Here is a 22,250-nt window from a genome sequence, read left to right as displayed (position 1 = left end):
ACGAAGTGCGTTGAGGGAGGGGCGGTGTGCCCACCCCCTCAAGCCTAGCGTAAAAAAGAAGGCGTCAGGGTGAGACGGTCAGTTCAGCACGCCGTCCAGAATCTCGTAGACGATACCGGTGCCCACCGCGATCAACACCACATCCGGCCCCGACCGGCGCCATTCATAACCTGGGTACACCGGCAAGCGTGCGAGGGCGCGGTTGTCCAGGCGTTCGCCGTAGTAACCGCGCGGTAGCGGCTGGCCGCGTACCAGGCGCACATTCGGCGGCGGCGGCGCGCCACGGGAGAACTGGCCGTGGTTATCGTGGATGATCTGGCGCACCGGGCCGAAGTCCTGAGGTGGGCCGCCGCGACGGTTGGCCTGCGGACCGCGATGGTCGTCGCCACGTTGCTCGTGCTGACCCTGCGGGCCGCCACGGTCATCACCTCGCTGGTCAGGCGGTGCGGCTTGCACCAGGGCGCTGGCGCCAAGCACCAGTACGCCTAGACCTGCAATCACGGATTTGGGCATTTTCATCGGGTATTCCTCAGGGCACACAAACAAAAAAGGGATTTCGAACGAGGTTCGAAATCCCTTGGTCTTGCTGTTTAGGCCGTGAAGCTGCGAGTTGATTCCTCTGTATCAGGAACTTTACCTCTCGCTACATGGCGCTTACTTACGGGCGTTACGCACACCTTCCGACAGCGCCGCGCAATGGCTCAACACCCCGTCGATGGCTTGTTGGTCGTTGCTGGCATTGGCGATGTGATCGATCAACGCCGACCCCACCACCACACCGTCCGCCAAGCGCGCGATAGCGGCGGCTTGTTCCGGCGTGCGGATACCAAAACCGATGCTGATCGGCAGGTCGGTATGGCGACGCAGGCGGGTCACGGCCTCTTCGACATGCTCCAGAGTGGCGGCACCGGCACCGGTCACGCCGGCTACCGAAACGTAGTACACAAAGCCTGAGCTGCCGTTGAGGACGGTTGGCAGACGAACGTCGTCGGTGGTCGGCGTGGTCAGGCGGATAAAGTCGATACCCGCCGCTTGCGCCGGGTCGCACAGCTCGCCGTTATGCTCAGGTGGCATGTCGACCACGATCAGGCCATCTACACCGGCCTCTTTGGCGTCGGCGATGAACTTAGGCACGCCGTATTTGTGGATCGGGTTGAAGTAACCCATCAACACCAGCGGAGTGTCGTTGTTGTCTTTACGGAACTCGCGAACCATCTGCAGGGTTTTCAGCAGGTTCTGCTTGGCTTCCAGGGCGCGGATGTTTGCCAGTTGGATGGCTGGACCGTCGGCCATCGGATCGGTGAAGGGCATGCCCAGTTCGATCACATCGGCGCCAGCAGCAGGCAAGCCTTTGAGGATCGCCAGCGAGGTGTCATAACCGGGGTCACCGGCAGTGACGAAGGTCACCAAGGCGGCGCGGTTTTGTTCTTTCAGTTGCGCAAAGCGGGTTTGCAGGCGGCTCATCAGTGTTTCTCCTGCTGGGCGGTTTCCATGTGATGCATGACGGTCTGCATGTCTTTGTCGCCACGTCCGGACAAGTTGACCACCATCAGGTGATCCTTTGGCAAGGACGGTGCGCGCTTGAACACTTCGGCCAGCGCGTGGGCGCTTTCCAGGGCAGGAATGATCCCTTCCAAGCGGCAGCATTTGTGGAAGGCCTCGAGGGCTTCGTGGTCAGTCACCGAGGTGTACTGGACGCGGCCGATATCGTGCAACCAGGCGTGTTCCGGGCCGATGCCGGGGTAGTCGAGACCGGCGGAAATCGAGTGGGCGTCGATGATCTGGCCATCGTCGTCCTGCAGCAGGAAGGTACGGTTGCCGTGCAGCACGCCCGGTACGCCGCCGTTGAGGCTGGCGGCGTGCTTGCCGGTTTCGATGCCATGGCCGGCGGCTTCAACGCCGATGATCTCGACGCTGGTGTCGTCCAGGAAGGGGTGGAACAGGCCCATGGCGTTAGACCCGCCGCCGATGCACGCCACCAGGCTGTCCGGCAGGCGGCCTTCCTGGGCTTGCAGCTGAGTGCGGGTTTCCTTGCCGATCACGGCCTGGAAGTCGCGCACCATCGCCGGGTACGGGTGTGGGCCGGCCACGGTGCCGATCAGGTAGAAGGTGTCGTCGACGTTGGTTACCCAGTCACGCAGGGCTTCGTTCATGGCGTCTTTCAGGGTGCCGGTGCCGGCGATCACGGGGATTACTTCAGCGCCCAACAGTTTCATGCGGAATACGTTGGCCTGCTGGCGCTCGATGTCGGTAGTGCCCATGTAGATCACGCACTGCAGGCCGAAACGCGCTGCGACGGTGGCAGTGGCCACACCGTGCATGCCGGCGCCGGTCTCGGCGATGATGCGTTTTTTGCCCATGCGCCGTGCCAGCAGGATCTGGCCGATGCAGTTGTTGATCTTGTGCGCGCCGGTGTGGTTCAGCTCTTCACGCTTGAGGTAGATCTTGGCGCCGCCGCAGAACTCGGTCAGGCGTTCGGCGAAATAGAGTGGGCTTGGGCGGCCGACGTAGTCGCGCTGGAAGTAGGCCAATTCTTCATTGAACGCCGGATCAATCTTCGCCGCTTCGTATTCGCGGGCCAAGTCGAGGATCAACGGCATCAGGGTTTCGGCGACGTAGCGGCCGCCGAACGCGCCAAACAAGCCGCTGGCGTCAGGGCCGTTGCGCAGATCGGTCTGGGACTGAGTCATGGGACGCTCCAGGAAAGAAGATGTGTAAGAAACAATGAGGGCCACTCTACCCCTCACGCCCCAGGCTGAAAACCGATAAGATTGCCGCAACCTGTCAGGAAAACTCACAGATGAGTCGAGACCTTCCGCCCCTCAATGCCCTGCGCGCCTTTGAAGCCACCGCTCGGCTTAATAGCGTCAGCCAAGCTGCTGAGCAATTACACGTGACCCACGGTGCAGTCAGCCGGCAGTTGAAGGTGCTGGAGGAGCACCTGGGGGTGAGCCTTTTCGCCAAAGATGGGCGCGGCCTTAAACTCACAGATTCCGGCGTTCGACTTCGGGATGCCAGTTTCGAGGCGTTCGAACGTTTAAGGGATGTCTGCGCCGAATTGACTCATGCCAGCGCCGATGCGCCCTTCGTGCTCGGCTGCTCGGGGAGTTTGCTGGCGCGTTGGTTGATCCCGCGCTTGGGGCGTCTGAACTCAGACTTGCCGGACTTGCGCCTGCACTTGTCGGCGGGTGACGGCGACCTTGATCCTCGGCGTCCCGGTCTCGATGCCCTGCTGCTATTCGCCGAGCCACCTTGGCCGGCGGACATGCAGGTGTATGAGCTGGCCAGCGAACGCATCGGCCCGGTGATGAGCCCGCGCTTTATCGGTTACGAGCGTCTGCGGCTCGCGCCCGCCTCGGCTTTATGTGGCGAAGCGCTGCTGCACACCACATCGCGTCCGCAAGCCTGGCCCAGTTGGGCGCAGCAATACGGCATCGCGTCTGGCGCGTTGAAACACGGCCAGGGTTTTGAGCATTTGTATTATTTGCTGGAAGCGGCGGTGGCCGGGCTGGGTGTAGCGATCGCTCCGGAGCCGTTGGTGGCGGAGGACTTGCGTGCAGGTCGCCTGGTGGCGCCGTGGGGTTTCAGTGAAACCCCGGCGCACCTGGCATTGTGGCTACCCAAGCGCGCCGCAGACGGGCGCGCCGGGCAACTGGCGCAGTGGCTCAAAGCTGAGCTGATGCGCCAGCCTGTTTAGCCGGTCAATCAGTCACCGCGTTTGCAGAGCAGGTACGCCGCCAGCAGGCCCAATGCGCCTACCGCCACACCGGCTGTAGTCCATGGGTGCTCTTGGGCGTAGTCGCGGGTAGCAACGCTGGTTTCGCGGATTTTGACTTTGCTTTCTTCATAGGCGTCGCTGATCAGGTGGCGGGAGTGCTTGAGAGCATTCTCGGCGTTACTTTTCAGGGCCTTCAACGTTTTGCGCGACTCATCGGACGCATCGTCCTTGAGGCTTTCAAGGGACTTGAGCAGGCTCGAAATCTCGGCTTCCATGCTTTCCAGCGACGCTTTACGTAAAGAAGTGTTGGCCATTTGGACTCTCCTGAAGTGATTGAGTGGCGTGTGTAGATACCGACTCCAGCGGTTTCAGAAAGTGCAGTAAATCTGAACTTTCGAGTGGGAATGACCGCCAGAAGCAGTACGAATATTCACTGCTAGTCTTGATTGACGACCCCTAGGAGAAACGCCATGAGTGATCATCACACCTACAAGAAAGTCGAATTGGTTGGCTCGTCGACCACGAGCATCGAAGACGCCATCAACAACGCCATTGCTGAAGCCAACAAAAGCATCAAGCACTTGGAGTGGTTTGAGGTGACTGAAACTCGTGGGCATATCGAAAATGGCAAGGTCGCCCACTACCAGGTCACCCTCAAGGTGGGGTTCCGAATTGCCAGTAGTTGATAGGGCGAGTTGAACTTTGCTGGCTGGCCGATTGCCATAACCTGCGCTACAAACAATGGGTGCCGACGTGATGAGCGTCGGCACACTCTTTTCGATCAGCGCAAGGAAAGTAACGGATGAAGAAGTTCCTGTTAGCGGTAGGTTTGTTGAGCATTGCGGGCACAGCCCTGGCGGCGGGCAAGCCTTGTGACGAACTGAAAAGCGAAATTGCAGCGAAAATCGACGCCAAGGGCGCTTCGGGTTATTCGCTGGAAGTGGTAGATAAAGGCGCCTCAACCGACGCTAAAGTGGTCGGTAGCTGTGAAGGTGGCACCAAGGAAATCGTCTACAAGCGCGGTTAATCCTGTGTTGCAGACATAAAAAACCGACGCAGGTGCGTCGGTTTTTTTTCGCCTGGATGTTAGCCCTTCATCACTTGCGCCAGCAGCTCGTAGGAATGAATCCGGTCGGCGTGTTCATACAAGTCGCTGGTGAAGATCAACTCATCGGCGCCGGTCTGCTCGACCAACACCTCCAGCTTGGCGCGGATCTTCGCCGGGCTACCCACCATCGCCAGGCCGAGGAAGCTGCCCACAGCGTCTTTTTCATGGGGCAGCCACAGGCCATCCATGGTATCGACCGGCGGTCGCTGCACCAGGCTTTGCCCGCGCATTAGCGCAAGGATGCGTTGGTAAACCGAGGTGGCCAGGTAGTCGGCCTGTTCGTCGGTGTCGGCCGCCACCAGCGGAATGCCGAGCATCACGTAGGGCTTGTCCAGCACAGCAGACGGCTTGAAGTGATTGCGGTAGACGCGAATCGCCTCGTGCATCAGACGCGGTGCGAAATGCGAGGCGAAGGCGTAGGGCAAACCGCGTTCGCCTGCCAGCTGTGCGCTGAACAGGCTGGAACCGAGCAACCAGACCGGCACGTTGGTGCCGGTGCCGGGTACGGCGATCACCCGTTGGTCCGGCGTGCGTGGGCCCAAGTAGGCCATCAGTTCGGCCACGTCTTGCGGGAAGTCATCCGCGCTGCCGGAGCGCTCACGGCGCAGGGCACGGGCGGTCATCTGGTCGGAACCTGGCGCGCGGCCAAGGCCCAGGTCGATACGTCCGGGGTAGAGGCTTTCCAGGGTGCCGAACTGTTCGGCGATCACCAGCGGTGCGTGGTTGGGCAGCATCACGCCGCCGGAGCCGACGCGGATAGTCGACGTGCCGCCGGCCAGGTAACCCAGCAATACCGAGGTGGCCGAGCTGGCGATGCCGTCCATGTTGTGGTGTTCAGCCACCCAAAAACGGTTGTAGCCAAACTTTTCCACGTGCTGGGCCAAATCCAGGGAATTGCGCAACGACTGCGCCACACTGCCGTTGGCCCGTACGGGCACCAGGTCGAGGGTCGAGAACTTCACGTCGGACAGCGATTTCATAAGCCTGCTTCTCCAATTGGGGCGCAGGCTTTTTAGACGATCCAAAACCTGCCGCTTCATGTGCATGTTCTATGCAATGAGGGCATATACCCGAGATTCAATAGCGAGGGTGGAAATTTCCTACTGAATTGCTAGGTTTCTCCGACAAGATGAACTTTGCCATGCTGACTATCCTCAGAACCCTTACTGACGCAAAACCACCGTTCGAGGAGAAAGCTATGAGTATCGTTAAAAAAGCATCCGCGCATTGGGAAGGCGACCTTAAGACTGGCCTGGGTTCCATCTCCACGGAAACCGGCGTGCTGCGCGAAGCGCCTTACGGCTTCAAGGCCCGTTTCGAGGGTGGCAAGGGTACCAACCCAGAAGAACTGATCGGCGCGGCCCATGCCGGCTGCTTCTCCATGGCGTTTTCCATGATTCTGGGCGATGCGGGGCTTAAGGCTGACAGCATCGACACCCAGGCCGAAGTGACGTTGGACCAAGTGGATGGCGGCTTCGCGATCACTGCGGTGCATCTGATCCTCAAGGCCAAAATTCCCGGTGCGAGCCAGGCGCAGTTTGATGAGCTGAGCAAGAAGGCGAAAGAAGGCTGCCCGGTGTCCAAAGTGCTGAATGCGAAAATCAGCCTGGATGCCACGCTGGTTAACTAACACAGCAGGTCCACTGTGGGAGGGGGTTTGCTCCCGATAGCGGTCGGTCAGTTACAGAAATGTTGACTGATGCGCCGCTATCGGGAGCAAGCCCCCTTTCACGTTCAATTCTGAGTTAAATCAGAACTCGGGTTTCCAAACTGTGGTCGAATAGCCATATGCAGCCTAGGCGCACACCCGTGCGCACTGTATTCAGGGAGCTTCACACATGAAACGTTTTGCCTTGGCGATCATCTGCGGTGTGTTGGCCACTTCGGCCGTGGCCGCGCCGAAAGATTGTGAAGAGCTTAGGAAAGAGATCGAGGTCAAGATCCAGGCTAACGCTGTGCCGTCCTACACGCTTGAGATCGTTAGCAAGGAAGAAGCTGAGAAGCACGACGTGGCCATGGTCGTCGGCAGTTGTGAGAACGGCACCAAAGCAATCGTTTACCAAAAAAACAACGACTGATCAGAGGCAGTTCACGCTGCGTTCTTCAGCCAGTAATTGGCGGGCAGCGTTATACAGGCGGATATTCGGCGTGTAGCCCAGTGAGCGCCCTTCCAGGCGATAGCGTTGGCCAGCTTCGAAATGGTCGTACTGCAGGGTTATGAAGCAGGTTCGCTCGGTCGTTTGGCCAAAGCTGCTGAAATTTCCGCCCGTAGGCACTTCAAAATCGAAACGAACCATCAACTCGTGGCTGCCAGGCGGGAATTGGAAGTAACGTCCATCGTTAAGGTTCTTGCCGTCCAGGCGCTGCGCCATCACCAGCTTGGCACCCGGCGTCGGCGTGGCAAAATCAATCCAGGCTTGTTGCGGATCGGCGGCAGGCATCGGGGTCGACGTACAGGCGCTGATGAACACGGCGGCGACACAAAGCAAGAGCTGACGCATGACAGGCACTCGGTGATAGGACGGGTATCGCGGTCAGTATAAACACGAACCTATCACCCAGGAGCAGTGAGGGCATGGTCAGGCGTTTTCTTCCGGGGTTGATGGTTGTGCTGCTCAGCGGTTGTTCCAGCATTAGCTATTACGGCCAACTGGCGGGTGGCCAATGGCAGCTTTTGCAGGCTCGGCAGCCGGTTTCAGCGGTCGTCGCTGACTCGTCCCGCCCGCAGCAGCTACGTGACCATTTGGCGCAGTCCCAGAAAGCGCGAACCTTCGCCAGTGAACACCTGCACCTGCCTGACAACCAGAGTTACCGGCTGTACGCCGATATTGGTCGGCCTTATGTAGTCTGGAATGTGTTCGCCACGCAGGAATTTTCCCTGTCTCCCGAAAACCACTGCTTCCCCATCGCCGGTTGCGTGGCTTATCGCGGCTATTACAGCCAAGGTGCCGCGCGGGGTGAGGCTGCGTTGTTGCGCCAGCGAGGCATGGATGTATCGATTGGCGGTGTTGAGGCCTATTCCACGCTGGGTTGGTTTAATGACCCGATCATCAGTTCAATGATGAACTGGGGCGATGAACGTCTGGCCACGCTGATCTTCCATGAGTTGGCGCATCAGCGTTTTTATGTGAAGGACGACACCGAGTTCAACGAGTCATTTGCCAACTTTGTCGAGCAGGAAGGCACTCGCCAATGGCGCGCCGCCCGTGGCCTGGCGCCGCTGAGCGATGCGACGTTAAAGCAGCGTGACCAATTTATCCAACTGATCCTCGATACTCGAAAGCGCCTGGAAAAGCTCTACGCCCAGCCTTTGGCCGCCGCGCAGATGCGCCAGGCCAAGGCGGCCGAATTCGAGTACTTGTGCCGTGAGTACGGGAAGATGCGCGACAACCATTGGGGAGGGGACAAGCGCTATGACGCTTGGATGAACCAGCCGATGAACAACGCGCGGTTGCTACCGTTTGGGCTGTATGACCAGTGGGTGCCGGCATTTGCGGCGTTGTTCCGGCAGGAAGGTGGGGATTGGCTGAAGTTCTATGCTGCGGTGGAGAAGTTGGGTGGGTTGCCTGTAGTGCAGCGCAAGGCTGCGTTGAGGCAGTTGGAGGGAGGTTGAGCTCTAGGGACTCATCGGGGGCAAGTCCCCCCACAGTTTTTCAACATGCGGAAAGACGCTCGCCCCCAATGGCGGCTTCAAGGGCGCTGCAAAAACGCCTGATGCATCTGCGCCAACGTTTCGAAGTGCCAGGTCGGCGCCTCGGCGTTCAACTCTTCGAAACTACCAAACCCATAACCGACGGCTGCCGAATCCAGCCCGTTGCTACGCGCGCCGATCAGGTCGTGCTTGCGATCACCAATCATCAAGGTGTTCGCCGGTTCTAGGCCTTCCTCGCGCATCAGATGGGCGATCAGCTCGACCTTGTTGGTACGCGTCCCATCAAGTTCGCTGCCGTAGATCACCTTGAAGTGCTTGGCAAAGTCGAAATGCCTGGCGATTTCACGGGCGAATTCCCACGGCTTTGAGGTGGCTACATACAGCTGGCGACCTTGGCTGTTCAAGTCTTCCAGCAGCGGCATCACGCCGTCGAACACGCGGTTTTCATAAAGCCCCGTGACCTTGAAGCGCTCGCGATAGAAATTCACCGCCTCCCACGCCTTGGCTTCATCGAAGTCGTAGAACTGCATGAATGCTTGCAGCAACGGCGGGCCGATGAAGTGTTCGAGTTTGGTCAGGTCCGGTTCATCGATGCCCAGTTTGCCGAGGGCGTATTGGATCGAGCGGGTAATGCCCTCGCGTGGATCGGTGAGGGTGCCGTCCAGGTCGAACAAAACGGTTTGGTAATGCAGGCTCATTGGTCAAATCCTTCAGCCAAGTGCAGGTCTTTGAGCTTCACGTAGTTCGCGGCGCTGTAGGTGAAAAATGCGCGCTCCTTGTCAGTCAGCGCGCGGATTTGTTTAACCGGACTGCCGACATACAAGAAGCCGCTGTCGAGTTTCTTGCCCGGTGGCACCAGGCTGCCGGCGCCGATAATCACGTCGTCCTCCACCACGGCGCCGTCCATCACGATGCTGCCCATGCCGATCAGGATGCGGTTGCCCACGGTGCAGCCGTGCAGCATGACTTTGTGAGCGATGGTCACGTCGTCGCCGATCAGCAGTGGGAAACCGTCCGGGTTGAAGGGGCCCGCGTGGGTGATGTGCAGCACGCAGCCATCCTGCACGCTGGTGCGCGCACCGATGCGGATGCGGTGCATGTCGCCGCGAATCACGGTCAGCGGCCAAACCGAGCTGTCGGTGCCGATTTCGACATCGCCGATCACCACCGCCGAAATATCGACAAAAGCCCCGGCGCCCAGGGTTGGCGTGTGGTTCTGATAGGTGCGAAGGGTCACGATAGCCTCTCTCTCTTCTGCTGATAGCTGCGGTGGGCGTTGATTGTAATTAAGATGGCCCCATCTTTGTTCTTACATGTTTCTTCAGCCAAGGTGCCAACCGTGAGCGCGAACAACCCTCTTCTGCAGTCCTACGACCTGCCGCCGTTCTCGGCGATCCGTGCCGAGCACGTGCAGCCGGCCATCGAACAGATCCTCGCCGATAACCGCGTTGCCATCGAAGGCATCCTGCAAAGCCAGGGTAAAAATCCGACATGGGCCGGGCTGGTGCTGGCCATGGACGAACTGAATGACCGACTGGGCGCCGCCTGGAGCCCCGTTAGCCACCTCAACGCCGTGTGCAACAGCGCCGAATTGCGTGAGGCCTATGAAAGCTGCCTGCCGGCATTGAGTGCCTACTCCACGGAGATGGGCCAGAACCGCGAACTGTTCCAGGCCTTCGAAGCCCTGGCCAACAGCCCTGAAGCCGCCGGCTTCGACGTGGCGCAAAAAACCATCCTTGAGCACTCTCTGCGTGACTTCCGTCTGTCGGGTATCGACCTGCCGCCCGAGCAGCAGAAGCGTTATGCCGAAGTGCAGAGCAAACTCTCTGAGCTGGGCAGCAAGTTCTCCAACCAGCTGTTGGACGCGACCCAGGCCTGGACCAAACACGTCACCGACGAGGCAACCCTCGCTGGCCTGACCGACTCGGCCAAGGCGCAAATGGCAGCGGCTGCCCAAGCCAAAGGCCTCGACGGCTGGCTGATCACCCTGGAATTCCCCAGCTACTACGCGGTGATGACCTACGCCCACGACCGCGCCCTGCGTGAGGAAATTTACGCGGCCTACTGCACCCGCGCGTCGGACCAAGGCCCGAATGCCGGTCAGAACGATAACGGCCCGGTGATGGAACAGATCCTCGACCTGCGTCAGGAATTGGCGCAACTGCTCGGTTTCGCATCGTTCTCCGAACTGAGCCTCGCCACCAAAATGGCTGAATCCAGCGATCAGGTCCTGAGTTTCCTGCGCGACCTGGCCAAACGCAGCAAGCCGTTTGCCGCCCAGGATCTGCAGCAACTCAAGGCCTATGCCGCCGAACAAGGCTGCGCCGACCTGCAAAGCTGGGACAGCGGTTTCTACGGCGAAAAACTGCGCGAGCAGCGCTACAGCGTGTCCCAGGAAGCCCTGCGCGCTTACTTCCCCATCGATAAAGTGTTGGGCGGCCTGTTTGCCATCGTGCAGCGCCTGTATGGCATCGAGATTGCCGAGCAGAAAGGCTTCGACACCTGGCACCCGGATGTTCGCCTGTTTGAGATCAAGGAAAACGGCCAGCACGTCGGCCGCTTCTTCTTCGACCTGTACGCCCGCGCCAACAAGCGTGGCGGTGCCTGGATGGACGGCGCCCGCGACCGTCGCCGCACCGTCGACGGCGTGCTGCAAAGCCCGGTGGCCAACCTGGTGTGCAACTTCACCCCGGCTGACAGTGGCAAGCCTGCCCTGCTGACCCACGATGAAGTCACCACGTTGTTCCACGAATTCGGCCACGGCCTGCATCACCTGTTGACCCGCGTCGAGCACGCTGGCGTGTCCGGCATCAACGGTGTCGCCTGGGATGCGGTGGAGTTACCGAGCCAGTTTATGGAGAACTGGTGCTGGGAGCCCGAAGGTCTGGCGCTGATCTCCGGCCACTATGAAAGCGGTGAGCCGCTGCCTCAGGATTTGCTGCAAAAAATGCTCGCGGCGAAGAATTTCCAATCCGGCTTGATGATGGTCCGCCAGTTGGAATTCTCGCTGTTTGACTTTGAGATGCACGCCACCCACGGTGATGGCCGCAGCGTGGCGCAGGTGTTGGAAGGCGTCCGCGACGAGGTGTCGGTCATGCGTCCGCCAGCCTACAACCGCTTCCCTAACAGTTTTGCGCACATCTTCGCGGGCGGTTATGCGGCGGGTTATTACAGCTATAAGTGGGCTGAAGTGCTGTCGGCGGATGCCTTCTCCAAGTTCGAAGAGGACGGCGTACTTAACGCTGAGACCGGTCGCGCATTCCGCGAGGCGATCCTGGCGCGTGGTGGTTCCCAGGCGCCGATGGTGCTGTTCGTCGACTTCCGCGGACGCGAACCGTCGATTGACGCGCTCTTGCGCCACAGCGGCCTGAGTGAGGACGCGGCAGCATGAATGACGGGCCTGTGATCACCAAAAAACAATTCATCGCCGGGGCTGTCTGCCCGGCGTGCAGCGAGCCGGACAAGCTGAAAATGTGGACCGAGGACAACGTACCGCACCGCGAGTGCGTGGCCTGCGGGTATACCGATACGCTCAATGACCAAGGGCTGTCGGTGCCCAAGGAGTTGGGTACGCGTGTGAATACGTCTGCGCTTAAAGCGCCAGCCGACCCCAAGGTTCAGGCAGTGCAATTCTTCCCGAATCCGAAATTGAAAAAAGACTAACGGCCCTACCCGGGCCAATGTGGGAGGGGGCTTGCCCCCGATAGCGCAAGGTCAGCCAGCCTCTGGATTGGCTGACCCGCCGCTATCGGGAGCAAGTCCCCTCCCACATTTTTTTGCCTGCAATTATTCGACTTAGGTCGCTGAATCCATAATCTACATCCTTAGCCTGCTATCATTTGTAACTATTGATTGCCCAAATACCGACGAGCCGCTCCCCAGAAGTGGCCGAATAAACCCGTGACCACATGATGAGGTGCACCCATGTCTGATCAAGATCAAGACAACCCCCGGCGTGATTTTTTGCGCAAATCCTTGACCTTGATCCCGGTGGTCACGGTTGCGAGTACCGGCCTTGGTGGCTCGATACTGATGGCCACGCCTGAGCCTGCCCACGCCGCGCCGGCCAAACCTGCGAAGAACGACAAGGCCTACGAGCCGAGCTATTTCACCGCTGAGGAATGGGCGTTCATCAACGCCGCCGTCGAGCGTTTGATCCCCGCAGATGCTCAAGGCCCAGGTGCCCTGGAAGCCGGCGTGCCGGAATACATCGACCGTCAGATGAACACGCCGTACGCCAGCGGCGCGCTGTGGTACATGCAAGGTCCGTTCAACGCGGACGCCCCGCCGGAGATGGGCTGGCAGAGCAAGTTGGTCCCCAAAGAAATTTATCGCCTGGGCATTGCTGCGACGGATGCGTGGTCGAAAGCCTTCAACGGTAAAGCTTTTGCTGCGCAAGACAGCGCTACCCGAGACGATATGCTGCGCCGTCTGGAGGCTGGTGGCGGCGAAGTGGCGGCGCATTTCGACGCCGTACCGCCGAAAATCTTCTTCAACCTGTTACTGCAAAACACCAAGGAAGGCTTCTTTTGCGACCCGATTCACGGTGGCAATAAGGGCATGGTCGGCTGGACCATGATCGGCTTCCCCGGCGCGCGCGCCGACTTTATGGATTGGGTGGAACGCAACGAGCAATACCCCTTCCCGGCTGTTTCCATCCGTGGCGAGAGGGCATAAACGTGGCGACCATCATGAAGAAAGTGGATGCAGTGATCGTCGGCTTCGGCTGGACCGGCGCGATCATGGCAAAGGAGCTGACAGAAGCGGGCCTCAACGTGCTGGCGCTGGAGCGCGGCCCGATGCAGGACACGTACCCTGACGGTAACTATCCCCAGGTCATCGACGAATTGACCTACAGCGTGCGTAAGAAACTCTTCCAGGACATTTCCAAAGAGACGGTGACCATTCGCCATAGCGTGAATGATGTCGCCCTGCCTAACCGTCAGCTCGGCGCTTTTTTGCCGGGCAATGGCGTGGGCGGCGCGGGCCTGCACTGGTCCGGTGTGCACTTTCGTGTCGACCCAATCGAGTTGCGCATGCGCAGCCACTACGAAGAACGCTACGGGAAAAACTTCATTCCCAAGGACATGACTATCCAGGACTTCGGCGTCAGCTATGAAGAACTGGAGCCGTTCTTCGACTATGCGGAAAAAGTCTTCGGCACCTCCGGCCAAGCTTGGACCGTTAAAGGTCAGTTGGTGGGTGAAGGCCGTGGCGGCAACCCTTACGCGCCGGATCGTTCCAACCCTTTTCCGTTGGAAGCGCAGAAAAATACGGTCTCCGCACAGCTGTTTCAGAAAGCGGCTGCCGATGTGGGTTACAAACCCTACAACTTGCCATCCGCCAACACCTCGGGGCCTTACACCAACCCCTATGGCGCGCAGATGGGCCCGTGCAACTTCTGCGGTTTTTGCAGTGGCTACGTGTGCTACATGTACTCCAAGGCCTCGCCGAATGTGAACATCCTTCCGGCGCTGCGTCAGGTGCCGAATTTCGAACTGCGGCCCAATTCCCACGTGCTCAAGGTCAACCTCGATAGCACCAAGAAGAAAGCCACGGGCGTGACCTATATCGACGCCCAGGGCCGTGAAATCGAGCAGCCGGCGGACTTGGTAATCCTCGGCGCGTTCCAGTTTCACAACGTGCGCCTGATGCTGCTGTCGGGCATCGGCAAGCCGTACGACCCGATTACCAATGAAGGCGTGGTGGGCCGGAACTTCGCTTACCAGAACATGGCAACCATCAAGGCCTTCTTCGATAAGGACACCCACACCAACAACTTCATCGGCGCGGGCGGGAATGGCGTGGCGATGGACGACTTCAATGCGGACAACTTCGACCACGGCCCACACGGCTTTGTGGGCGGCTCGCCGATGTGGGTCAACCAGGCCGGCAGTCGGCCGATTGCGGGTACGTCCAACCCGCCCGGCACCCCGGCCTGGGGCAGTGCGTGGAAGCGCGCCACCGCCGATTACTACACCCATCAGGTGTCGATGGACGCCCACGGTGCCCATCAATCCTACCGAGGCAACTACCTGGATCTGGACCCGGTGTACCGCGATGCCTACGGCCTGCCGCTGCTGCGTATGACGTTCGATTGGCAGGAGAACGACATCAAGATGAACCGTTTCATGGTCGAGAAAATGGGCAAGGTTGCCGAAGCGATGAACCCCAAGGCCATCGCTGTACTTGGTAAAAAAGTCGGTGAGCATTTCAACACTGCGTCTTACCAGACCACCCACCTCAATGGTGGCGCGATCATGGGCACCGACCCGAAAACCAGTGCGTTGAACCGTTACCTGCAGAGCTGGGACGTACACAACGTGTTTGTCCCTGGCGCGTCCGCTTTCCCACAGGGCCTGGGCTACAACCCTACCGGCCTGGTGGCGGCGCTGACCTACTGGTCGGCCCGGGCGATCCGTGAGCAGTACCTGAAAAACCCCGGCCCACTGGTTCAGGCATAAGGAGCGATGACCATGAAAGCACTTGTTATCGCCACGTTTGCGCTGCTCAGCAGTTGCTCGATAAGCGCCGCCGAAACCGACCTGATCAGACAGGGCGAATACCTGGCCCGCGCCGGTGACTGCGTGGCTTGCCACACCGCCAAGGGCGGCAAACCCTTCGCAGGCGGGCTGCCGATGGAAACCCCGATTGGCGTGATCTATTCCACCAACATCACTCCGGACAAGACCGGCCTTGGCGACTATAGCTTCGAAGACTTCGACAAGGCCGTGCGCCATGGCGTCGCCAAGAGCGGTAGTACGCTTTACCCAGCGATGCCGTACCCGTCTTACGCGCGTGTCAGCGACAGCGATATGCAGGCGTTGTACGCGTACTTCATGAAGGGCGTGGAGCCCGTCGCCCAAGAAAATAAGGACAGCGACATTCCCTGGCCCTTGAGCATGCGTTGGCCGTTGGCGGCGTGGCGTTGGATGTTTGCCCCTGAAGTGGCTGACACACCAGCGGTAGCGGGTGCCGACCCGTTGACAAGTCGTGGCGCTTACCTAGTGGAAGGCCTCGGTCACTGCGGCGCGTGCCACACCCCCCGTGCGTTGACCATGCAGGAAAAAGCCCTGAGTGCCACAGATGGCGATGCCTTCCTGTCCGGCAGCGCGCCGTTGGAAGGTTGGATCGCCAAGAGCCTGCGCGGCGACCACAAGGACGGCCTTGGCAGTTGGAGCGAGGAGCAACTGGTGCAATTCCTCAAGACCGGTCGCAGTGATCGCAGCGCGGTGTTTGGTGGTATGAGCGACGTTGTAGTCCACAGCATGCAGTACATGTCGGAAGACGATTTGACCGCTATCGCCCGTTACCTCAAGAGCCTGCCTGCAGTCGATCCCAAGGACCAGCCGCATGTGTACGACAAGCAGGTAGCACAGGCGCTGTGGAAAGGCGATGACAGCCAGCCGGGTGCGTCGGTGTACATCGACAACTGTGCGGCCTGCCACCGCACCGACGGCCATGGCTATACACGCGTGTTCCCGGCGCTGGCGGGCAACCCGGTATTGCAGACGGCGGATGCCACCTCGCTGATCAACATCGTGTTGAACGGCGGCACCTTGCCGTCCACTCACGCGGCGCCATCGACCTTCACCATGCCGGCATTTGCCTGGCGCCTGTCGGACCAGGAAGTGGCGGACGTAGTCAGTTTCATCCGTGGCAGTTGGGGCAATAAAGGTGCGCCGGTGAAAGCCAGCGACGTGGCTGATATGCGTAAAAACGATATGCGCACCACCTCGGGCGATGACCTGGGGCAGGTCACACAAAAACACTGACCGCCAAACGGCACTGGTCAGAAACGTCGCGCCTCGATACTGTATATAAAAACAGTATCGAGGCGTATTCATGTCTACTCCGTTGCCGCCCCGTGGCCGGGGCACGGCCACTAACCTGCACAACCGCTTTGCGCCCTCGGTCAGCGTGGCCGAGGACGATGGCTGGTATCAGGAAGTACCGCCGACCCAAGGCACCGAGGTGCGTATTGAGACGGCTAAAACCATCATCACCCGCAACAACTCACCGGACCTGCCGTTTGATCGCTCGATCAACCCGTATCGCGGTTGCGAGCATGGCTGCATCTACTGCTATGCGCGGCCCAGCCACGCCTATTGGGACATGTCACCGGGGCTGGATTTCGAGACCAAGCTGATCGCCAAGAGCAATGCGGCCGACGTGCTGGAGCAGCAGCTGTCCAAGCCGGGCTATGTGTGTGCGCCGATCAACCTGGGTTCCAACACCGATCCGTACCAGCCCATCGAGCGTGAATACAAGATCACGCGTCAGACCCTCGAAGTGCTGCTGCGCTACCGACATCCGGTGACCATCATTACCAAAGGTTCGCTGATCCTGCGTGACCTCGACCTGCTCACCGAGTTGGCCCGCCAGCGTCTGGTGGCGGTGATGATCAGCCTCACCAGTCTGGACGACGAGCTCAAGCGCATCCTGGAGCCGCGCACGGCAGCGCCTAAGGCGCGGTTGCGAGCGATCCGTGTGATGCGAGAGGCGGGGATTCCCGTGGGTGTGCTGTGTTCGCCGATGATTCCGATGATCAACGACAGTGAGTTGGAGAGCCTGCTGACCGAGGCGCACGCTGCCGGTGCGCAGAGCGCAGCGTACATGATGCTGCGCCTGCCCCTGGAAGTGGCGCCGTTGTTCGAAGAGTGGCTGACGGCGCATTACCCGCAGCGTGCGGCCCACGTAATGAGTCTGGTGCGGCAGGTGCGAGGTGGCGAGGTGTATGACAGCCGCTTCGGTGTGCGCATGCGGGGCGAAGGACCTTTTGCTGATTTGTTGGCCCAGCGTTTCAGCAAGGCGATCAAACGCCTGGGGCTCAATCGCCGTGAAGGATTCAATCTGGATTGCACGGCGTTCTGTCCGCCGGGCAGACAGATGGCATTGTTGTAGACTTATCAGGAAGAACGCACCTTTCTTGTAGGAATAGTCGCGTTTTGACATCACTGAAACCCGCGATCTAGAGCGGTTCATTCAGTTTGAGTTAAGTTTCGGCGGTTACCTTGCTCAGCGAGTGACTGATGAGTCGACACCCGGGTTATTGGAGTTTTACAACTATTCCACTGGCCGGGCGTCGAACTGTCCTGAACACGCCCCCTGCACTAATCAAGAGGATGAATCATGAGTGATAAGGATAAACAGCCGTTGGCTGCGTCGGCTTCAGCCTCTCAAATGGCGGAGTCCGTCGATGCAGCGCTAAAGCATATCGTTGACGGTTTTTTGCATTTCCATCACGACGTCTTCCCACAGCAGGAAGAACTCTTCAAGAAACTCGCCACGGCCCAGAGCCCGCGAGCGATGTTCATCACCTGCGCCGACTCGCGCATCGTCCCCGAGCTGATCACCCAAAGCTCGCCTGGCGACCTGTTCGTGACCCGTAACGTAGGCAACGTAGTGCCGCCCTACGGCCAAATGAACGGTGGTGTTTCCACGGCCATCGAGTACGCGGTACTTGCCCTCGGTGTGCAGCACATCATCGTGTGCGGACACTCCGATTGCGGCGCCATGCGGGCGGTACTCAACCCCGACAGCCTGGAAAAAATGCCGACGGTAAAAGCCTGGTTGCGGCATGCCGAGGTCGCCAAGACCATGGTCCATGACAACTGCGATTGCGCCAGCGAAGGCGAGAGCATGAAGGTGCTCACCGAAGAAAACGTCATCGCCCAGTTGCAACATTTGCGCACCCACCCTTCCGTGGCTTCGCGCATGGCTAACGGTCAGCTGTTCATCCACGGTTGGATCTACAACATCGAGACCAGCGAAATCCGCGCCTACGATGCCGACCAGTCGGCGTTCAGACCGTTGGGCGGTGACGGGCCGATCCCTTCAGCGACGCCTAAAGCGCGCTTCTAAAACACTTCCCTGCCGGGTAATGCGGTGGCTGCCATGGATGCAGCCAGGCTTTACCGCGCCCGGCGAATGCCTCGGGAGAGTCATCATGCGTGCTGCTCAATTGAAAGCTGTATTGCCACGGGAGCTGCTCGCCTCGGTGGTTGTGTTTCTGGTCGCCCTGCCGCTGTGCATGGGGATCGCGATTGCGTCCGGCATGCCGCCGGCCAAGGGCCTGATCACCGGGATTATCGGTGGCCTGGTGGTGGGGTGGCTGGCGGGGTCGCCGCTGCAGGTCAGCGGTCCGGCGGCGGGTCTGGCTGTGCTGGTGTTTGAATTGGTGCGCCAGCACGGCATGTTGATGCTGGGCCCGATCCTGCTGCTGGCGGGCTTTCTGCAACTGGTGGCCGGACGTTTGCGCCTGGGCTGCTGGTTCCGCGTGACAGCGCCCGCAGTGGTGTACGGCATGCTGGCGGGCATTGGCGTGTTGATTGTGCTGTCGCAGATTCATGTGATGCTCGACGGTGCGCCCAAGCCTTCGGGGCTGGACAACCTGGCGGGTTTCCCGGCTGCACTGGCTGAAGCCATACCGACCCTTGGCGGCGGGCTTGGCTGGCAAGCGGGTTTGCTTGGGCTGTCGACGATGCTGGTGATGTACCTGTGGGATAAATTCCGTCCGCAACCGCTGCGGTTTGTGCCGGGCGCTTTGCTTGGCGTCGGCCTGGCTACGGTCACCAGCCTGGTGCTGGCGTTGCAGGTCAAACGCGTGGAAGTCCCGGAAAACCTGGCTGACGCCATCGACTGGCTGCGCCCCAGCGACCTGCTGAACCTGGCCGATCCTCAACTGCTGATCGCTGCCTTCGCAGTGGCATTTATCGCCAGCGCCGAAACCCTGCTTTCCGCCGCGGCTGTCGACCGCATGCATGATGGCCAGCGTTCCGATTTCGACAAAGAGCTGTCCGCCCAAGGTGTCGGCAACATGCTCTGCGGCCTGGTCGGTGCTTTGCCGATGACCGGCGTGATCGTACGCAGCTCAGCCAACGTCCAGGCGGGTGCAACCACTCGTCTGTCTGCCATGTTCCATGGCGTGTGGTTGCTGGGTTTCGTGTTGCTGTTGTCGAGCGTGCTGCAAAGCATTCCGGTGGCGAGCCTGGCCGGCGTGTTGGTGTACACCGGGATCAAGCTGGTAGACGTCAAGGCGTTCAAGGCCTTGGGGCGCTACGGGCGGATGCCGATGTTTACCTATGCGGCCACGGCCTTGGCGATCATCTTTACTGACCTGCTGACGGGTGTGCTGGTGGGCTTTGGCCTCACGTTGGTCAAACTGGCGCTCAAGGCGTCCCGGCTGAAAGTCAGCCTGATTGACCTGCCTCAGGATGGAGAGATGGAGCTACGGCTGACCGGAGCGGCGACCTTTCTCAAAGTGCCTGCGCTGACCCAAGTGCTGTCGACGGTACCTGCGGGGACCACGGTGCATGTGCCGCTCAACAACCTCACCTATATCGACCATTCCTGCCTGGAGTTACTGGAGGAATGGGGTCGGGCGAATGCGGCGAAGGGCTCGAAGTTGGTCATTGAGGCGCGCGGGTTGAAGCGACGGCTCGAAGGCCGGGTTAGGACGACGACGGGAATCGGCTCGGCGCCATCAATCGGCTGATGAAGCCGGATCAAAATGTGGGAGGGGGCTTGTTCCCGATAGCAGAGTGTCAGTCTAAGCATATGTGACTGAGCCACCGCTATCGGGAGCAAGCCCCCTCCCACATTTTTTCTGCGTCTACCTCAGGATTCAGGCGGGTTGATCCAGCGCCAATTCAACCCCCAGTTGCCGAGACAGGCACGGCCAGCGCTTCCACGCGGCGTCTGTGTCAGGGCTTTTCAACTGCTCGCGGTACGCCTCGACCGACTCCAGCGCAAAGCTGTCTTCGTTGAGCATCTCATCCACCGCCAGGTGGACGGCTTCATCCAGTTGGTTGGCAAACGCTTCGCCGATCAACTGATGGGCAATCAAGTTAGCCACGGTGGTATCCGCCGGAATCAACGGCCGACCGAAGTGCTTGATATACAGATCGTTTACTTCCTCCACCAGACGATGAGCCAGGTAGGCCTCGTCCAGCAGACCGTCCAGGCCTTCGTGGCCTGCCAGAATAGCTGGCGGTTGCAGGAAGAAATGCTCGGCAATCTTCAGCACCGGCTTGATCTGGCTTTCGATACCGGCCTCGCGGGCAACTTCATTGGCCGCGTCGAGCAAATCCGGGACCAAGTCGATGTAGGCGGTGACAAAACGCGCCATGACAACGTTGCGATCACCTTCAGCCAGAGCAATGGCCGAATGCAGGTGCGGCAATTGTTTTTCCAGTTGCTGGGCAAGCTGGCCCGTAGTGGCTTCGTGTTGATGGGCACGGGAAATCTGCTCGCGCAATGCGGCGGTGTTCATGAAGGCTCCAGTGATGCAGGCGTAGGAAAAGGGAGAGGTTAAGTTAGCTCGTTTATACGAGCGCCTAAGACGCATTTGTCATAATTATTTCATGGTTATGCGCAGGCGTTATATTGAATTGCCATCGTTCGTCGGAAAATCGATTCCGCTCCCGGTTTCATTGGCTCCGGCCGTGCCATTTTGCCTCATTTGTCCCTACACATTGCGGGGTTGCATACCCTGTCTATACTCGGATTTGTACGCGATTAGCTGATGACGCCAGACTGCATAAGCAGGCAAGGCTAAGCGGTTGTAAGCAGTATGGAAGCCGCTCCCTTCGACGCAGGTGCAAACCGGCGGGATAACAAGAACGATAAGGGGAACCCGCAATGATGCGACATCCACACGTTTGGATGGGCCTCCTGTTGTGGTCAGTATTCGGCCAGGCGCACGCCGCCTGGACAACGAATATGGCGCCAGGTGCAACAGAAGTCAGTCACGCTGTGTTCGATCTGCACATGACCATTTTCTGGATCTGTGTGGTGATCGGCATCATCGTGTTTGGCGCTATGTTTTGGTCGATGATGGTCCACCGGCGCTCCACCGGCCAGGTCGCGGCCAAGTTCCACGAGAGCACCACCGTGGAAATCCTCTGGACCGTCGTGCCCTTGCTGATCCTGATCGCGATGGCTATTCCCGCAACCAAGACCTTGATCAACATCTACGACAGCAGTGAGTCGGATATCGACATCCAGGTCACTGGCTACCAGTGGAAGTGGCATTACAAATACCTGGGCCAGGATGTGGAGTTCTTCAGCAACCTGGCCACACCCGCCGAGCAGATCCATAACCAGGCCATAAAGGGCGAGCACTATCTGCTGGAAGTCGACCAGCCGTTGGTGCTGCCGGTGGGCGCCAAAGTGCGCTTTCTGGTTACCGCCGCTGACGTGATCCACTCTTGGTGGGTGCCGGCTTTTGCGGTCAAGCGCGACGCTATTCCCGGCTTCGTCAACGAGGCCTGGACTCGGGTCGAGAAGCCCGGCATCTACCGTGGGCAGTGCGCCGAATTGTGCGGTAAAGACCACGGTTTCATGCCCATAGTCGTCGAGGTCAAATCCAAGGCTGACTACGAAACCTGGCTGGGTGAACGCAAGGCCGAGGCCGCCAAGCTCAAGGAACTGACCTCCAAAGAGTGGACCCTTGAAGAGTTGGTGGCCCGTGGTGACAAGGTTTATCACACCACCTGCGTGGCCTGTCACCAGGCCGAGGGCCAGGGCCTGCCGCCGATGTTCCCGGCGCTCAAGGGCTCGAAAATCGCTACCGGACCGGCCGCCGACCACCTGAGCATCGTCTATCACGGCAAGCCGGGCACTGCGATGGCCGCGTTCGGCAAGCAGCTCTCGGAAGTGGATATCGCCGCCGTGGTGACCTACGAGCGCAACGCCTGGGGCAACAACAAAGGCGACATGGTCACGCCAAAAGACGTGCTGGCCATCAAACAGGCGGAAAGCAAATGACA

Annotated in this window: 24 protein-coding genes; 15 read left to right on the top strand and 9 right to left on the bottom strand. The window is 59.7% G+C overall.

From position 1 onward, the window contains the following. Positions 1-78: 78 nt before the first annotated feature. From G9Q84_RS21165 to trpB, 3 genes are all read right to left on the bottom strand, one after another. Positions 79-519 (bottom strand): anti-virulence regulator CigR family protein, encoded by a 441-nt coding sequence (locus G9Q84_RS21165; RefSeq protein WP_032885113.1) that lies wholly within the window; start codon positions 517-519, stop codon positions 79-81. A 135-nt stretch (positions 520-654) separates the two neighbouring features. Then, positions 655-1,464: a tryptophan synthase subunit alpha gene (gene trpA, locus G9Q84_RS21160; RefSeq protein ID WP_032885112.1), complete on the bottom strand. Its 810-nt coding sequence runs from the start codon at positions 1,462-1,464 to the stop codon at positions 655-657. Then, entirely contained in the window at positions 1,464-2,690 is a 1,227-nt protein-coding gene (gene trpB, locus G9Q84_RS21155; protein WP_181644040.1) for a tryptophan synthase subunit beta, read from the bottom strand. Before trpB ends, trpA begins: the two co-directional genes overlap by 1 nt. A 110-nt stretch (positions 2,691-2,800) precedes the next feature. Here trpB and G9Q84_RS21150 point away from each other — a divergent pair, with 110 nt between their 5' ends. After that, on the top strand, positions 2,801-3,697 hold the full coding sequence (locus G9Q84_RS21150) for a LysR family transcriptional regulator (protein WP_181644039.1): 897 nt from the start codon (positions 2,801-2,803) through the stop codon (positions 3,695-3,697). Positions 3,698-3,705: 8 nt separating this feature from the next. Here the strand turns inward: G9Q84_RS21150 and G9Q84_RS21145 are convergent, their stop codons facing one another. Then, positions 3,706-4,032, bottom strand: coding sequence for an ElaB/YgaM/YqjD family protein (locus G9Q84_RS21145; RefSeq protein ID WP_032885107.1), 327 nt, complete (start codon positions 4,030-4,032; stop codon positions 3,706-3,708). A 156-nt stretch (positions 4,033-4,188) separates the two neighbouring features. Between G9Q84_RS21145 and G9Q84_RS21140 the strand changes: the two genes are divergently transcribed. Together G9Q84_RS21140 and G9Q84_RS21135 are read left to right on the top strand one after the other, a co-directional pair. Further along, the gene (locus G9Q84_RS21140) at positions 4,189-4,404 is read left to right on the top strand and encodes a dodecin (protein ID WP_032885105.1); all 216 of its coding nucleotides are present in this window, start codon (positions 4,189-4,191) and stop codon (positions 4,402-4,404) included. A gap of 116 nt (positions 4,405-4,520) precedes the next feature. Then, complete coding sequence (locus G9Q84_RS21135; protein WP_032885104.1) at positions 4,521-4,745, top strand: DUF1161 domain-containing protein; 225 nt, start codon at positions 4,521-4,523, stop codon at positions 4,743-4,745. Between the two features lie 59 nt (positions 4,746-4,804). Here the strand turns inward: G9Q84_RS21135 and G9Q84_RS21130 are convergent, their stop codons facing one another. Further along, positions 4,805-5,806: an LLM class flavin-dependent oxidoreductase gene (locus G9Q84_RS21130; RefSeq protein ID WP_032885102.1), complete on the bottom strand. Its 1,002-nt coding sequence runs from the start codon at positions 5,804-5,806 to the stop codon at positions 4,805-4,807. Between the two features lie 218 nt (positions 5,807-6,024). Between G9Q84_RS21130 and G9Q84_RS21125 the strand changes: the two genes are divergently transcribed. Continuing rightward, positions 6,025-6,456 carry an OsmC family protein gene (locus G9Q84_RS21125; protein WP_010207768.1) on the top strand — a complete coding sequence of 144 codons (432 nt, stop codon included), beginning with the start codon at positions 6,025-6,027 and terminating at the stop codon, positions 6,454-6,456. A gap of 208 nt (positions 6,457-6,664) precedes the next feature. After that, complete coding sequence (locus G9Q84_RS21120) at positions 6,665-6,904, top strand: DUF1161 domain-containing protein (protein ID WP_032885100.1); 240 nt, start codon at positions 6,665-6,667, stop codon at positions 6,902-6,904. On the opposite strand, the gene G9Q84_RS21115 is transcribed toward G9Q84_RS21120, so the two are convergent. Beyond that, positions 6,905-7,327: a PA0061/PA0062 family lipoprotein gene (locus G9Q84_RS21115; protein ID WP_032885099.1), complete on the bottom strand. Its 423-nt coding sequence runs from the start codon at positions 7,325-7,327 to the stop codon at positions 6,905-6,907. Between the two features lie 74 nt (positions 7,328-7,401). Between G9Q84_RS21115 and G9Q84_RS21110 the strand changes: the two genes are divergently transcribed. Beyond that, on the top strand, positions 7,402-8,439 hold the full coding sequence (locus tag G9Q84_RS21110) for an aminopeptidase (protein ID WP_181644038.1): 1,038 nt from the start codon (positions 7,402-7,404) through the stop codon (positions 8,437-8,439). Positions 8,440-8,516: 77 nt separating this feature from the next. On the opposite strand, the gene G9Q84_RS21105 is transcribed toward G9Q84_RS21110, so the two are convergent. Both G9Q84_RS21105 and G9Q84_RS21100 read right to left on the bottom strand, forming a co-directional pair. Beyond that, on the bottom strand, positions 8,517-9,176 hold the full coding sequence (locus tag G9Q84_RS21105; protein ID WP_122681854.1) for an HAD family hydrolase: 660 nt from the start codon (positions 9,174-9,176) through the stop codon (positions 8,517-8,519). Then, on the bottom strand, positions 9,173-9,715 hold the full coding sequence (locus tag G9Q84_RS21100) for a gamma carbonic anhydrase family protein (protein ID WP_099601826.1): 543 nt from the start codon (positions 9,713-9,715) through the stop codon (positions 9,173-9,175). Before G9Q84_RS21100 ends, G9Q84_RS21105 begins: the two co-directional genes overlap by 4 nt. A 102-nt stretch (positions 9,716-9,817) precedes the next feature. Between G9Q84_RS21100 and prlC the strand changes: the two genes are divergently transcribed. From prlC to G9Q84_RS21060, 8 genes are all read left to right on the top strand, one after another. Continuing rightward, on the top strand, positions 9,818-11,869 hold the full coding sequence (gene prlC / locus G9Q84_RS21095) for an oligopeptidase A (protein WP_095185287.1): 2,052 nt from the start codon (positions 9,818-9,820) through the stop codon (positions 11,867-11,869). Then, complete coding sequence (locus G9Q84_RS21090; RefSeq protein ID WP_032885090.1) at positions 11,866-12,141, top strand: YheV family putative zinc ribbon protein; 276 nt, start codon at positions 11,866-11,868, stop codon at positions 12,139-12,141. The genes prlC and G9Q84_RS21090 overlap by 4 nt, the downstream gene beginning before the upstream one ends. 261 nt (positions 12,142-12,402) lie before the next feature. Then, a complete protein-coding gene (locus G9Q84_RS21085; protein ID WP_032885088.1) occupies positions 12,403-13,155 on the top strand; it encodes a gluconate 2-dehydrogenase subunit 3 family protein in 753 nt (250 codons plus the stop codon). A 2-nt stretch (positions 13,156-13,157) separates the two neighbouring features. Next, complete coding sequence (locus G9Q84_RS21080; protein ID WP_032885087.1) at positions 13,158-14,942, top strand: GMC family oxidoreductase; 1,785 nt, start codon at positions 13,158-13,160, stop codon at positions 14,940-14,942. 12 nt (positions 14,943-14,954) lie between these two features. After that, complete coding sequence (locus G9Q84_RS21075; protein ID WP_181644037.1) at positions 14,955-16,253, top strand: cytochrome c; 1,299 nt, start codon at positions 14,955-14,957, stop codon at positions 16,251-16,253. A 70-nt stretch (positions 16,254-16,323) separates the two neighbouring features. Next, a complete protein-coding gene (locus G9Q84_RS21070) occupies positions 16,324-17,382 on the top strand; it encodes a PA0069 family radical SAM protein (protein ID WP_095185290.1) in 1,059 nt (352 codons plus the stop codon). Between the two features lie 228 nt (positions 17,383-17,610). Continuing rightward, the gene (locus G9Q84_RS21065; RefSeq protein ID WP_181644036.1) at positions 17,611-18,342 is read left to right on the top strand and encodes a carbonic anhydrase; all 732 of its coding nucleotides are present in this window, start codon (positions 17,611-17,613) and stop codon (positions 18,340-18,342) included. A gap of 85 nt (positions 18,343-18,427) precedes the next feature. Beyond that, entirely contained in the window at positions 18,428-19,975 is a 1,548-nt protein-coding gene (locus G9Q84_RS21060; RefSeq protein ID WP_181644035.1) for a SulP family inorganic anion transporter, read from the top strand. A 129-nt stretch (positions 19,976-20,104) separates the two neighbouring features. Here the strand turns inward: G9Q84_RS21060 and G9Q84_RS21055 are convergent, their stop codons facing one another. Next, complete coding sequence (locus tag G9Q84_RS21055; RefSeq protein ID WP_095185293.1) at positions 20,105-20,752, bottom strand: hypothetical protein; 648 nt, start codon at positions 20,750-20,752, stop codon at positions 20,105-20,107. 368 nt (positions 20,753-21,120) lie between these two features. Between G9Q84_RS21055 and coxB the strand changes: the two genes are divergently transcribed. After that, positions 21,121-22,248 (top strand): cytochrome c oxidase subunit II, encoded by a 1,128-nt coding sequence (gene coxB, locus G9Q84_RS21050; protein ID WP_181644034.1) that lies wholly within the window; start codon positions 21,121-21,123, stop codon positions 22,246-22,248. Positions 22,249-22,250 lie beyond the last annotated feature (2 nt).

The sequence above is a fragment of the Pseudomonas sivasensis genome, from assembly GCF_013778505.1.
Taxonomy (GTDB): Bacteria; Pseudomonadota; Gammaproteobacteria; order Pseudomonadales; family Pseudomonadaceae; genus Aquipseudomonas; species Aquipseudomonas sivasensis.
Note: the sequence above shows the minus strand (reverse complement) of the source record. Positions and strands in the feature narration are given on the sequence as shown.